The 13419-nt window shown below is 72.5% G+C and carries 11 protein-coding genes and 1 pseudogene; 9 read left to right on the forward strand and 3 right to left on the reverse strand.

Annotation, left to right across the window (positions count from 1 at the left end):
* Nucleotides 1-66 precede the first annotated feature (66 nt).
* Complete coding sequence (gene dapA, locus ACFXAZ_RS30860) at nt 67-969, reverse strand: 4-hydroxy-tetrahydrodipicolinate synthase (protein ID WP_384597871.1); 903 nt, start codon at nt 967-969, stop codon at nt 67-69.
* A 173-nt stretch (nt 970-1142) separates the two neighbouring features.
* On the opposite strand from dapA, the gene ACFXAZ_RS30865 reads away from it, so the two are divergent.
* From ACFXAZ_RS30865 to ACFXAZ_RS30885, 5 genes are all read left to right on the forward strand, one after another.
* Nucleotides 1143-1349, forward strand: a complete 207-nt coding sequence (locus ACFXAZ_RS30865) for a hypothetical protein (RefSeq protein ID WP_384597873.1) — start codon at nt 1143-1145, stop codon at nt 1347-1349.
* Nucleotides 1346-2044: a hypothetical protein gene (locus ACFXAZ_RS30870; RefSeq protein ID WP_384597875.1), complete on the forward strand. Its 699-nt coding sequence runs from the start codon at nt 1346-1348 to the stop codon at nt 2042-2044. The genes ACFXAZ_RS30865 and ACFXAZ_RS30870 overlap by 4 nt, the downstream gene beginning before the upstream one ends.
* 99 nt (nt 2045-2143) lie before the next feature.
* Nucleotides 2144-2866, forward strand: coding sequence for a hypothetical protein (locus ACFXAZ_RS30875; RefSeq protein ID WP_384597876.1), 723 nt, complete (start codon nt 2144-2146; stop codon nt 2864-2866).
* A gap of 150 nt (nt 2867-3016) precedes the next feature.
* Nucleotides 3017-3784 (forward strand): ArsR/SmtB family transcription factor, encoded by a 768-nt coding sequence (locus ACFXAZ_RS30880; RefSeq protein ID WP_384597878.1) that lies wholly within the window; start codon nt 3017-3019, stop codon nt 3782-3784.
* Nucleotides 3785-3825: 41 nt separating this feature from the next.
* On the forward strand, nt 3826-4584 hold the full coding sequence (locus ACFXAZ_RS30885) for an SRPBCC domain-containing protein (protein WP_384597880.1): 759 nt from the start codon (nt 3826-3828) through the stop codon (nt 4582-4584).
* 71 nt (nt 4585-4655) lie between these two features.
* Here the strand turns inward: ACFXAZ_RS30885 and ACFXAZ_RS30890 are convergent, their stop codons facing one another.
* Nucleotides 4656-6476: an endonuclease/exonuclease/phosphatase family protein gene (locus ACFXAZ_RS30890; protein WP_384597882.1), complete on the reverse strand. Its 1821-nt coding sequence runs from the start codon at nt 6474-6476 to the stop codon at nt 4656-4658.
* A 410-nt stretch (nt 6477-6886) separates the two neighbouring features.
* Here ACFXAZ_RS30890 and ACFXAZ_RS30895 point away from each other — a divergent pair, with 410 nt between their 5' ends.
* From ACFXAZ_RS30895 to ACFXAZ_RS30910, 4 genes and pseudogenes are all read left to right on the forward strand, one after another.
* Nucleotides 6887-8386 carry a hypothetical protein gene (locus ACFXAZ_RS30895; RefSeq protein WP_384597884.1) on the forward strand — a complete coding sequence of 500 codons (1500 nt, stop codon included), beginning with the start codon at nt 6887-6889 and terminating at the stop codon, nt 8384-8386.
* Between the two features lie 474 nt (nt 8387-8860).
* On the forward strand, nt 8861-10315 hold the full coding sequence (locus ACFXAZ_RS30900; protein WP_384597886.1) for an alkaline phosphatase PhoX: 1455 nt from the start codon (nt 8861-8863) through the stop codon (nt 10313-10315).
* A gap of 486 nt (nt 10316-10801) precedes the next feature.
* A pseudogene (locus ACFXAZ_RS30905) lies at nt 10802-11175 on the forward strand (aminocyclopropane-1-carboxylate deaminase/D-cysteine desulfhydrase family protein); the annotation flags it as partial.
* A gap of 111 nt (nt 11176-11286) precedes the next feature.
* Nucleotides 11287-11841, forward strand: a complete 555-nt coding sequence (locus tag ACFXAZ_RS30910; RefSeq protein ID WP_384597922.1) for a TetR/AcrR family transcriptional regulator — start codon at nt 11287-11289, stop codon at nt 11839-11841.
* A gap of 150 nt (nt 11842-11991) precedes the next feature.
* On the opposite strand, the gene ACFXAZ_RS30915 is transcribed toward ACFXAZ_RS30910, so the two are convergent.
* Entirely contained in the window at nt 11992-13212 is a 1221-nt protein-coding gene (locus ACFXAZ_RS30915) for a TerD family protein (protein ID WP_384597924.1), read from the reverse strand.
* Nucleotides 13213-13419: the final 207 nt, after the last annotated feature.

Below are 13419 nucleotides of genomic sequence, written 5' to 3' on the forward strand. Positions count from 1 at the left end.
GGCCGCGCCGCGGCCCCCCGGCAGCGGATCGACGAACCCTGGGCGAGGCGGTGATCGGGCGGGCGGTCACCACGGCTGCGCGGTGACCGCCCCGTACTCGTCCCTCAGGTCCGCCACCTGCTCCGGCCGTGCCGATAGCAGCGGTGGGCGGACCGGGCCCGCGGGCAACCCGAGAGCGCCGAGAAGGGCCTTCGCGGTGACCGCGCCGGGCAGGCCCGCCGCCATCATCGACTCGATCAGGCCCGCCGCCGCCCGCTGGAGCCGGGCCGCCCGCGCGGTGTCCCCGGCGTCGAACGCGTCCAGCACCGCGCGCAGTTGCTCCGGGATCACATTGGCGACCGTACTGACATAGCCCGCGCCGCCGACCGCGTACAGGGCGAGGATGTGCTCCTCGCAGCCCGCGTAGTACGCCAGCTCCGTGCGCGCCAGGACCTTCTGGGCGCCGAGGAAGTCGTAGGAGCAGTCCTTGACCGCCACGATCCTCGGGTGCTCGGCCAGCCGCAGCACGGTCTCCGGCTCGATCCGGGTGCCGGTGCGGCCCGGGATGTCGTACAGCATCACCGGCAGCCCGCAGCCGTCGGCCACCTCCCGGACATGCGCCTCCACCGCGTCCTGCGGCGGTCTGCTGTAGTACGGGGTCACCACCAGCACCCCGTCCGCGCCCGCCTTCTCGGCCGCCCGCGCCAGCTCCACCGAGTGCCGGGTGTCGGCCGTGCCCACCCCCGCCACCACCGTGCCCCGCCCGTCCAGCGCCTCCCGCACCGCCCGCACCAGCTCCGCCTTCTCGGCGTCCGACGTGGTCGGCGACTCGCCCGTGGTGCCCGACAGCACCAGCCCGTCACACCCCCGCGCCACCAGCTGTCCGGCGAGCCGCTGCGCCCCGTCCAGATCGAGCGCGCCCGACGCGGTGAAGGGCGTGACCATCGCGCACAGGGCGCGGCCGAAGGGTGATGCGGGAGGCAGTGTCATGGGAGCAGTGTCGGCGCACGAACCGTGAAGCTCCACTTAAATCTTCTACGAGGTATCGATCAGCGACGCTACGGAATCTGTGCGGGATCGGCCGTAGGCCCTCTGCCCAGCCGGGGGTCCCATGGGTCACCATGGCCGGGACGGACCATCAACCCCCGGTCATGGGAGGCGTCATGAAGCTCGGCAAGGCACTCGCCACCGGAGTCGCGGAAGAGCGGCCGGTCGTCGCGGCGGACCGTCCGGCCGTCGAGGGCGGCCCGGCGCGCGAGGTCGCCGAGGAGAGCACGGAAGTGACGGCCGCCGCGGGGACCACGGAAGTGACGGCTGCCGAGGAGAGCACGGGAGCGACAGCCGCCGAAGAGGTACCGGCCGCGCGATGAGACTGCGGCTTCCCGAGGAACACCCGGCGGAGCCGCCGACCGGATACAAGATCGCCCACCCGGTGCTGTCCCACGACGGCACCCGGGCCGGGTTCACCGGCGTGTCGCTCGGCGCCGCGCTGCCGTACGGAGTGCTGGCCGACGCGTCCTGCGTCTACGGCCTGCGCCACGCGGCACCGCACCGCCGCTGCGACTGCGGCTTCCACAGCGTGCACGAACGTGCCACGGCCGAGGCGCTGCTGTGCACGGCCGAGCACCGCACGGCCCTGCTGCTCGAAGTCACCGTGCTGGGCCGCTACATCCGCTTCGAGCGCGGTTTCCGGCACGCCCGCCAGCGGGTGCGCACGGCGCGGGCCGGCCCCTGCGCGTGCGGTGCCGTCGCCATCGCGCTCGCCGACGCCGGCTGGGGCCGCCCCGGCTGGTACGCCCTCGCCCCGTCCTGCGCCGCCTGTCTGCGCGGCCGTACGTCCGTCTCGCTCGCCGGGTACGCCCGGCTGGCCGGTGACGGACTGCGGGTGATCGCCGGGCGGGCGGTCACCGTGGCGCGGGCCGGGCAGGACCCGGGCGAGGGGATCGACGTGCCCGAACTGGTCGCGGAGGCGGCGCTGTTGCAGGCCCGCCTCGACTGGTTCCAGACGCAGCTCGCGCGGCTGGGGAGGCGGCGGGCGGAGAGTGAGGGGAGCGAGGGTGAGTGAGGGTGAGTGAGGGGCGGGGCCCGGTGGGGGTTGACCTGAAGTCCGGTTGAGGGCTGAGGGTGGTCGGTGTCCGTGACCGGCAGTTCCCCAGGAGGCACCGTGCCCCGCCGTACCGACACCCTTCCCGACCTGCTGCGCCCGGAGGTCCGGGCGCCCTTCTTCAGCACCTGGCGGCTCGGCACGCCCGAGCGGCAGCGGCTGGCCGTGGACGCCTTCGCCGCCACCTGGGAACGCCGGCCGTGGCCCGCGCGGGATCTCCTGTCCCACCACGTCTACCTCGGCCACGACGGCAGCACCCTGCTGCATCACGCCCAGTGGCGGAGCCTCGCCGCCTACCAGGGGTTCGCCAAGACCCGCCGCCAGGAGACCGTCGATGAGATCGACACCGCCGTCCCCGGCATCGAACGGCTGACCCTGCACCACTACCGGCGCCACCACAGCCTTGAGCGCGCCGCCGGGGACCCGCGGGTACCCGGGCTCGTCGTCACCGTACGGATCGACTTCGAGCCCGGGGCCGCCGAGCGCCGGCCCGACTGGATGGACACCGTGGTGGCGGCGCTCGCCGATGATCCGGCGGGGCATCGGGGGCTGATCTCCGCGCACTTCCATGCCTCGGACGACGGTACGCACGTCCTGAACTACGCCGAGTGGGAGAGCGACGCCGCCTATGACGCGGCGATCGCGGCGCCGGGGGAGGGGATCGGGTCGCCCTCGGCGGCTTGGGAGAGGGTGCGGACGTATCCGGGGGTGAAGGGGTTCACGGGGGAGCGGTTTCGGCATGTGCTGGGGCTGGTGCCGGGGGTGGGGGAGGGTGGCGTCTGAGACCTGAGTGTCTTCGAGGCTCGGCCGGCGCCCGCTGGGGCTCACCCGGGGTCCGCCCAGGCCCGCTGGGGCTCACCTCGGGCCCGCTGGGGCCTTACCGAAGACTTGGTCCGTCTGGACGGAAATAGTGTTCGGTGGGACGCTGGGGGCATGCTGGACGTCACCGTGATCGAGGACCCCGAGGCCGCCGCCGTCAGTCTGGACCCCGTGCGGGCCCGGCTGCTGGCCGAGCTGGCGGCCGGGCCGGCGTCGGCCACCATGCTGGCGGGCCGGGTCGGACTTCCCCGGCAGAAGGTGAACTACCACCTGAAGGCGCTGGAGCGGCACGGCCTGGTCGAGCTGGCCGGGGAGCGCCGCAAGGGCAATGTCACCGAGCGGCTGATGCGGGCGACCGCCGCGTCGTACGTCATCTCGCCGACGGCCCTGGCCGCCGTCCAGCCGGACCCGGATCGGTTCCGGGACCAGCTCTCCGCGCGCTGGATGCTGGCGCTGGGCGCCCGGCTGGTGCGGGACGTCGGCGCGCTGATCACCGGCGCCGCGCGGGCCCGTAAACGGCTCGCGACCTTCGCGCTGGACGGGCAGGTGCGGTTCGCGTCGGCCGCCGACCGGGCCGCGTTCGTGGAGGAACTGGCGGCGGGGGTGAGCGCGTTGATCCGTAAGTACGACGCGCCGGACGCGGAGGGGGGCCGGGACCATCGGATCGTGGTCGCGGTGCATCCGGTGGTGAAGGAGGTGCCGGGGGCGGGACGGGGCGCCGAGGGGGGTGCGGTGCTGCCGGAATCGGTGGCCGCGTCGGCGTCGGCGCTGGCATCGGTGTCGGAATCGGCGTCGGCGTCGGCCTTGGCACCGGCACCGGCACCGGCACCGGGACCTGTACCGGCGGCTTCGCCTTCGCCCTCGTCGGAACTCGGCGGGTAGATTCGGGGCGAGCCACACCCGTACGGTCAGGAGCCCGCGCCATGTCCAAGGAATTCGAGATCGCCCGGGAATTCGAGGTGGACGCCTCGCCCGAGCAGGTGTGGGAGGCGGTGACCACCGGTACGGGCGGCTGGCTGTGGCCGATGGACGCGCCCGAGCCGAGGGTCGGCGGCGCGGGGCCGTTCGGCTCCGAGGTGGCCGCCTGGGATCCGCCGCACCGGTACCGCAACCGGGTCGAGGACCCGGACGGGAGCGAGGGACAGTCCCTCAACCAGCTCGACTACACGATCGAGCCGCGCGACGACGGCCGCCGGGCCTGGGTGCGCTATGTGCACAGCGGTGTCTTCGTCGACGACTGGGACAACCAGTACGACGGCGCCGACAAGCACACCGACTTCTATCTGCACACCCTGCGTCAGTATCTGACCCGCTTCGGGGGCCGTCCGATCACGGCCTTCACCGCGTTCGACGGGCTCGCGGCGGCGGGGGCGCCGGACGCCCTCGGCGCGGTGGAGCGGGCGTTCGGCCTCCCGGCGTACGGCGCCGACACCACCGAGGGCACGCGGGTACGGGTCACCGGGCCCGAGGGCCGCACCCTGGACGCGACGGTCGACTACCGCACCCCGTACTTCCTGGGACTGCGCACCGACGACGCCCTGATCCGGGTCTTCGGCCGCAACCACTGGGGCCATGTCGTCGGCATGGCGGTGCACGACTTCGCCCCCGGCGCCGACCCGAAGACGGTCGAGCGCGTCTGGCGGGAGTGGCTGTACGGGGCGTACGAGGCGTACGGGGTGTAGCGGGCGTACAGACGCGTGCGGCCGGCCGCACACGAGGTGCGGCCGGCCTGGCTCCCGGGTGTGCCCGGATGTCACGGGCGGAAGCGCAGCACCTGCGGGTCGTGGTCGCTGATCTGGTCGTTGAACTGCGCGTTGATGTGCACGCTGTCGTACTCGAAGTCGTCGCGGCGGATCGACGGGCTGATCAGGATCTGGTCGAGGGTCTGGCTGTTGCCCTGGAAGACATACGAGTAACGCTCGCTCTTCGGCAGGGACTTCACCGCCGACCACAGCTCGCCGTCGCCCTCCAGCAGGTCGACCGTCTCGGAGAACTCGTAGTCGTTGATGTCGCCGAGGGTGACGACGTCCGCGTTCTTCTGCTGGGCGAGGATCTCCTTGACGAAGGTGTTGACGGCCGTCGCCTGCTGGTGGCGCTGGGTCTCCGAGCTGCGGACCGGGGGCTGGTACTGCGAGGTCAGCCCCTGGTCGCCGCCCTTGGAGTTGAAGTGGTTCGCGATCACGAACACCGTCTCGCCACGGAAGACGAACTCGCCCACCAGCGGCTTGCGGCTGTCGGTGAAGGCCGTGTTCGTCGGGTCGATCCGGCCGGGCGAGGCGGTCAGCGCCGCCTTGCCGCGCACCTTGGTCACCCCGGTCGCGGTCGTGGCGTCGCCGCCCGCGCGGTCGGTGAAGGACACCCGCTCCGGGTTGAACAGGAACGCCTGGCGGATGTTGCCGCCGGGCTCACCGCCGTCGGCGTTGTTCACCGGGTCGATCGAACGCCACTCGTACGCCGGGCCGCCCGCGGCGACGATCGCGTCCGTCAGCTTCTTCAGCGTCTGATCCGCGGAGACCGTACCGTTGTTGGTGGCGCCGTTGTCGTCCTGGATCTCCTCCAGGGACAGGATGTCGGGCGCCTGGAGGTTGTTCACGATCGCGGCGGCGTGCGCGGCGAAGGAGGTGTCGGACGGGTCCAGGTTCTCCACGTTGTACGTGGCGATCGCCAGCTCGTCGCGGCGCTGCGCGTCCGTGGTCTCGCGCTCCAGACCGCCCTGCTTCAGGGCGCCGACCCGGTTCGCGACCAGCGTGTAACCGCCGTACTGGTTGTAGTCCAGCGGACCGGCGGTGGTGCCGGTGAGGGTGTCGCCGACGTTCGCGTCGGGGAAGTCGGCGACCGCGCCCAGCGACTGGATCTGGAGCCGGCCGGTGTTCTGGGCGGTGTAGGAGCCGTAGACCGTGCCGCCGTCGCGGTTGGCGTTCTCGTTCGGCTTCACCGTCACCCACAGCTCGGTGTACGGGTCGGTGGCGCCGACCACCCGGGTGTTGGCGACCTGGACGTTCATGCCCTCCAGGGACTCGTAGTAGTCCAGGGCGTACTTCTTCGGCTGGAGCGTCAGGCCGTTGATCGAGCCGCCCGCGGCCGGGTCGCCGGCCGGGGTGTAGCGGGACGGCACCGAGCGGCTGTCGATGACGGTCGCCGCCGGGACCGGGTTGCCGCTGGAGACGACCGTGACCGTCGGGCGGGTGATCTCGGTCAGCGCCTGGTTGCCCGAGGCGGTGCCGCCGGGGACGTACTCGGTCACCAGGCCGGAGACGGTGACCGCGTCGCCGACGGCGACCTTCGGCGTGGAGGACGTGAAGACGAAGACACCCTCGCTGGTGGCCGGGTCGGCGTCCGGGTTCGGGTCCTGGACCCAGAAGCCTCTGGAGCCGTAGGTGCGTACGCCGGTGACGATTCCGGTCACATCGGTGACCTGCTGTCCGGCGTACGGGGATATCCGGGTCGAGCCCTGGATGTCATGGATGCGGACCGCGTCCGCGTGCGCGGGCGAGGTCAGCACGAGGGTCGACGCCGCCGAGCACACGGCGGCGACGGTGAGCGCGGCGAGGCGCGCGGAAGACTTGCTCGGCAAGGGATCCCTCCGGGGACATGCGACGTACGTGAGTGCCGGGATGTTGGCGGTGATGCGGGGGGTGGCATGGGGGGTGGCGCGGGGGCGAGGGGAGTGGGGCGGTCGTACCGGTGTGGTGACACCGGAGTCCCGAGCACCCTCTCGGTGAACAGCTGTCCGCTCATTTTCTACGCGCGTCAATCTCCAGCCTGCCCAGGTCAGTTGTCAAGGTTTCGGCCATGGACTGGAGGCGTCGGGGAGATGAACCGGGCGGCATGGGTGGATATCCGTCTAGGCTGAGCGGCGTAACCCAGTGTCGTGCCGGAGCGACGTGACGTGTCCATGTGGTCCACGTGTCCATGTGATCCAGGTGGTCCACGTCCGTATGGCGTACGGCCTCGGCCTTCCAGGCGCCCTAGGAGTATCCGCCGATGTCAGACAGCTCCCCCCTGCCGCCGCTGCGGCCCACCCCCGAACCGGAGCTGGCGCGCGACGCGCTGTCCACGCCATTGCTGGCCCGTGCCGTCCGGCTCGCCCGCTGGGCCGGGCTCGGGACCCGCGTGGACGCCGGGGGCGGGCTGGTGGAGGCGCAGTTGCCTGCGGCGGCGGAGGCGCTGGGGCTTGGCGGTGGGTCTCTTGATTCCGGCGGCGACGGTGGCGACGCCGCGGCGCTCGCGAGTGAGGCGTGGCGGGTCGCGGTGGACACCGGGCTGGTCGAGATCGTGGACGAGGACGCCGGGACCGTGGCCCCCGGGGCGGAGCTGGCGCTGCTCACCTCCGGGTCGCCCCGGGAGGTGCTCGGGGTGTGGCTGGCCGCGCTGGAGACCGTGCTGGCGGATGCGAGCGTGCCCGACCTCGACGATCTGGTCGGGTCCCTGGACGAGAGCGGCACCCTCGATCTCTCCCGGCTCGACTGGGACCCCGAGGCGGAGGCCGACTTCCTCGACGGCGTCCTCGGCAACCTCTATCTGCTCTCCGTGAGCGAGGACGGCCCCGGTGAGGAACCGATCCCGCTGCCCGCGCTGGCCGCCTCGGTGATCGTCCCCAGTGACATGGGCGAGCCCACGAACGACGTGCTGGAGCAGGTGTCCGACGCGATGATGCGGCTGGACGACCAGTTCCGGATGCTGGAGCCGATCGGGCTGGTGGCCTACCGGCCGGTGGACGAGGCGCTCATGGCCGACACGGAGGAGGAGCCGGCGGGGTCCTTCGAGGAGGCGGGCGGGGCCGGTGCGGTGGAGGGGGCCGGTGCGCTGGACGAGGCCGATGTCTCGCGTTACGGGCTGGTCCGGCTCACCCCGCTCGGCCGGTACGGACTGCGCGCCCGGCTGCTGGAGAACGGCATCGACGCCCCGGCCGTCGGCGATCTCGCGGGCGAGGGCGCGGACGCGCTGTTCGACGGCATCGCCCGGTACGGGGCGCGAGCCGCCCGCGCCGAGACCGAGCAGTGGCTCCACCGGCGTGAACCGCTCCCCGCCGCACGGGAGTTGCTGGCGGCGGCCCGTGGCGCGGACGCCGGGGGGCCGCTGCGACGGCTGCGCTGTCAGCAGGCGCTGTCCCTGCTCGGCGGCCAGGCCGAGCCCGCGCTCCGCGAGGTCCTCGGCGATCCCGAGCTGGGCGGCCTCGCCCGGGTCTGGCTGACCGAGCACGGCGCCGGTGACGTACCGCCGCCGTCCGAGTCCATGATCTTCTGGCTGACCGTCGACACGTTCGCCGCGCAGCTCGCCGCCGAGGGCGACTCCGAGGAACTCCACGAACTGGTGGAGGGGCTCGCCGCCCAGCACAACGGTTTCTTCGACGCCGCGTGGCGGGTGGACCATCCGGCCACCGCGGACGTCCTGGAGGCGATGGGGCGACTCCACCCGGACAAGAAGATCGCGAAGGAGGCGAGGAAGGCGGCGTTCAAGGCTCGCTCGCAGGGCGGGGGGTGAGGTGGGGGTGCGTGGGTGCGCAGGCGATTCGGGTGAGTCGGTGAGATCGGTGAGTGGGTGAAGGGCGTGCCGGGGTGATCGGGGCGTGAGGTGACCCGGCCCGCTGGGGTGGCCGAGATCGTGCGGGGCGACTGAGCTGCCGGGGTGGCCGGGGTCGTGCGGGGCGAGTGACCTGCCGGGTTGGCCGGGGTCGTGAGGCGACCTGCCTGCCTGGGTGGTGCCTGGCCGGCCGTGGGCGTGCGGGGGAGACCGGCCCGCCGGGTTGGCCGGATTCCTACGGGTGACCGGCGTGCCGAAGTGACCGGGTTTGCGGGGATGCCTCCTGACCCCCGGTCCCCGCCCGGCCGCGATTCCGGGAAGGCATCGCGGCCCCGTCGCCCGGAGTTCAGGCGGTGTTCAGGCTCGGGAGAAACATTGGCGCCGGTTCATACGTCGCCACCCTCCACGGCACGCTCATCGTTCTCAGGAGACAGCATGTCGCTCACCCGCAGGGACTTCGCCAGGAACTCCGCGATCACCGGCGCCGGGGTGGCGCTGGCGGGCAGCGTCGGTGCCCTCGGCACCGCGCCGAACGCGCTCGCCGCCACCGAGACCGCCACCGCGGACGACCACGACGGCGAGTCCGCGGACCGGCCCGGCGGAGTCGGCTACGGCCCGCTCCTGCCCGACCCGGACGGACTGCTCGCGCTGCCCGCCGGATTCTCGTACGAGGTCATCACCTACAGCGGCCGTACGAAGCTGGAGTCGGGCGAGTTCACCCCCTCCAACCACGACGGCACCGCCGCCTTCGAGGGCCCGCGCGGCGCGACCCTCCTGGTCAACAACCACGAGATAGGCGGCCCCCGCACCCGCGTCCCCTACCCCGTGCCGCTCACCGAGGGCCTGGTCTACGACCCCGCCGCGGGCGGCGGCTGCACAGTCGTCGAGGTCCGCCGCGGCAAGGTCGCCGAGTGGGTCGGCATAGCCGGCACCGCCACCAACTGCGCGGGCGGCTCCACCCCCTGGGGCACCTGGCTGACCTGCGAGGAGACCGAGGACAAGGCCGGCTCCAACGGGATGACCAAGGACCACGGCTACGTTTTCGAGGTCGACCCCGAGGACCACCGCGCCAACCGCGACCCCAAGCCCATCAAGGCGCTCGGCCGCTACGCCCACGAGGCCGTCGTCATCGACCCCAAGAACGGCCACGCCTACCTCACCGAGGACGCCTCCAACCCCAACGGCCTGCTCTTCCGCTGGACCCCGCCCACGAACTTCCGGCACGGCAACGGCAAGCTGCGCACCCTCGCCGCCGACGCCGGACGCCTCCAGGCGTTCAAGTGCTTCGACTCCGGCGGCCAGTACGTGGACGACCTGTCCCGCGCCACGAAGATCGGCACCGTCTACGGGGTCGACTGGATCGACGTACCCGACCGTGACGCGAAGACCGTCTCCGTGCGCAAGCAGTTCACCGCCGGTCAGATCACCCGCTGCCGCAAGCTGGAGGGCATGTGGTGGGGCGACGGCGGCGCGTACATCGTCTCGTCCTACGCCGGCTCCGAGAGCCCGGGCCAGGCGCACGACGGGCAGGTCTGGTTCTACGACCCCAAGCGCCGCACCCTCACCCTCAAGGTCCTCATCGGCGTCAACCCCGACCCCTCCCAGGACGGTCACTACGACGGTCCCGACAACATCACCGTCTCCCCGTACGGCGGTCTGATCATCGCCGAGGACGGCGACGGCATCCAGCACCTCTTCGGCGCCACCGACCGCGGCCGGACCTACCCCATAGCCCGCAACGAACTGAACCTCGGCTCCGCGGACGACCCCGACTACAGCGAGTTCACCGGCGTCACCTTCTCGCCCGACGGCAAGACCCTGTACGCCAACATCCAGACCCCGGGCATCATGCTGGCCATCACGGGCCCCTGGAAGCGGCAGCGCCCGTAGGCGCGTCGGCGCCCAGCGGCCCGCACGGGTCGCCAATTCGTTCGCCCGGCGGTCGGGCACCCCTCTACAGTCGGACCCATCGGCAGGGGGTGGGTGCCCGGTGCGCAGGCAGCGGATACTTCGGGACCTGGTGGGAGACCGTGCGGGTTCGAATCCCGTCATCGGCTTCGGGCCGGTGTGGCGGAAAGGGAAGACGCGCCAGGCATAAGAGCCGCAGCCGACCCCTGACCTCGGGCACCTTCTCCCTGCCGGGCCTTCCCGTGAATCCCTCCCGCTCCCGAATCCTTCGTTCTCCGCATCTTTCCGGACCCGCCGGCGACATGTCGGTCCTCCGGCCGGTGGACGAGGGCTGCTGGAGAGCAAGCCGCAGAGCTGCACCCGGGTGCCCCCGGTCGTCGCCGCCAACGCCCGCTTCGCCACCCCTGTGACCTGCGGGGACGTGGACGCCGCCCTGCGTGCCGACACCGACTGCCCGCCGTACGGGTCCGGGTGAGCGGCCATCGCGCCGCCGCCGAACCCGCCCGTACGTGTGCGCAGCTCGCCCGGATCGCCGTCCGCATCGGGCGCCTCATCGGCGTACACGAGGAGCTGACCGGGGCGGCTGCCGAACTGGACGAGCGCTACCACGCGGGCACGTACGGCATCCCCGACGAGACCACGCCGGACGCGATGCGGCTCGCCGCGCGCACCGAGGGATGATCACCGATCCGGTGTCCGAAGGGAAGCCGATGGCGGGGCTGGTCGATGGCGGGGCTGGTCGATCTGGTCGATCTGGTCGAGCGCGGGGAGATCGGGGCGGAGCCGACGGTGCGGTACGCCCACCTCGGGGACAGCCTGCGCTGAACGCCTGCAGCGCGCTGTTGTGGCCGGGGGCGGCGCGGGACTCGGTACAGTCGGAGGGTCCCGTTCCCGACGAGTACTGGATGGCGATGACGCAGGTCAGGCCCATGCGGGCGGATCAGGTCAGGCCCATGAGGGCGGATGCCCGGCGCAATCACGAGCGGCTGCTGAAGGTGGCCGCCGAGGTCTTCGCCGAGCAGGGCGAACACGCCTCGCTGGATGAGATCGCCAAGCGCGCGGGCGTCGGCTCCGGCACCCTCTACCGCCATTTCCCGACCCGGCAGGCCCTGCTGGAGGCGGCCTATGTCGGCCGTATCGAGGCCCTCGCCGCCCGCGCGGACGTCCACGCCGCCGAACTGCCCCCGGGCGAGGCCCTGCTCGCCTGGCTCGGCGAGATCGGCCTCGGCATCATCCAGGTCGGCGGCCTGCGCGCCCTGCTCGGCTCGGCCGTCACGGACGGCGACACCTACGCGGCGACGGTCTGCGGGACCACGCTCAACGGCGCCGCCGAGCGGCTGGTACGCGCCGCCCGCGCGGAAGGCGCCCTGCGGCCCGACATCGAGCCCGTCGAGATCCTGCGGCTGGCCCATGGCCTGGCGACGGCGTCGGAGCTGGGGGACGGCGAAGGCAGATTGCTGCGCCGCTATCTGACCTTGCTGATGGAGGGGCTGCGGCCCCAGCGATGAGGTGGGGGAGGCGGCGATGGACGCGGCGCTTGGCGTGCTGCGCTGCGTACGGGCGGCTGCGTACCGTGCGACGGCGGGCGCCCTGACGGTCAAGGCGCCCGCGCGTGTCGTACGTCGGCCGGTGGCCGGTCCTCGGCCCGGAACCGTCGGCTACAGCGACGCGCCCGCCGGCTTCACCATCTGGCGGACCGTGCGGCCCTTGACGAAGTCGCCCATCGCGGTCATCTCCCACTCACCGGAGAACTGCCGGATCAGCTTCGCCATCATGACCCCCGTCTGCGGCTCGGCGCTGGTGAGGTCGAAGCGGACCAGCTCCTCGCCGGAGGCCGCGTCGATCAGACGGCAGTACGCCTTGGCGACCTCGGTGAACTTCTGGCCGGAGAACGAGTTGACCGTGAAGACCAGGCCCGAGACCTCCTGCGGGAGCCGGCCGAGGTCGACCGTGATCACCTCGTCGTCCCCGCCGCCCTCGCCCGTGAGGTTGTCACCGGAGTGACGGATCGAGCCACCGAGGATCTGGAGCTTGCCGAAGTAGCAGCTGTCGAGGTGGTTGCGCTGCGGGCCGAACGCGATGACCGAGGCGTCGAGGTCGATGTCCTTGCCCCGGTACGCCGGCTCCCAGCCGAGGCCCATCTTGACCTGGGACAGCAGCGGGCGTCCGCCCTTGACCAGGGACACCGTCTGGTGCTTCTGGAGGCTGACCCGGCCCTTGTCCAGGTTGATCTTCCCGGCGCCGGGCGCGGCGGCGGGCGGGGCCGGGGGCGCGGCGGGCGCCGGGGGAGCGGCCAGCCGGGGGTCCACCGCCCGGACCGGCGGAGCGACGGGGGCCTGGGCGGGCGGCGGCGGGGCCACCTGCTGGGGCGGCGCGGCGGGCGCGGGCTCCTCGACGGTGACGCCGAAGTCGGTGGCGATGCCGGCCAGTCCATTGGCGTACCCCTGGCCGACCGCGCGGGCCTTCCAGGCGCCGTTGCGGAGATAGATCTCCACGATCACCAGGGCCGTCTCCGTGCCGAGCTGCGGGGGCGTGAAGGTGGCCAGCACGCTGCTGTCGGCCGCGTCGCGGATCGTGGCCGTGGGCTCGACGCCCTGGAAGGACTGCCCTGCCGCGTCCGGGCTGGCGGTGACCACGATCTTCTCGATGCCCGGCGGGACGGCCGCCGTGTCCACCGTGATCGCGTCGGGGGCCGAGCCGCCGCCCGAGCGATAGCTCACACCGGGCCCGTTGGGCTGGTTGTAGAAGATGAAGTCGTCGTCGGAGCGCACCTTGCCGTCGGCGGTGAGCAGCAGGCCCGATACGTCGAGCCGCACCGGGGCGGAGACGTCCACCGTCACGCGCGCGGCGGCCAGAGGGATGTTCGAGCCGGGGGTCATAGCGGTCATGCCCTGTGAACGAGCGAGTGCGTTTTACCGTTCCCTTACCAGAGGGCCGATCGGGTCAGACCGCTGTGGATGTTCGCGGTGCGTGCTCCTGGCCGCCGTACCGCGCCGGTTCGTGCCCGCCGTACCGTGTGGGTTCGTGCCCGCCGTACCGTGTGGGTTCGGGCCCGCCGTACCGCGCCGGTTCGGACCGCCGTGCTC

The organism is Streptomyces sp. NPDC059477 (assembly GCF_042749375.1).
Lineage (GTDB): Bacteria > Actinomycetota > Actinomycetes > Streptomycetales > Streptomycetaceae > Streptomyces.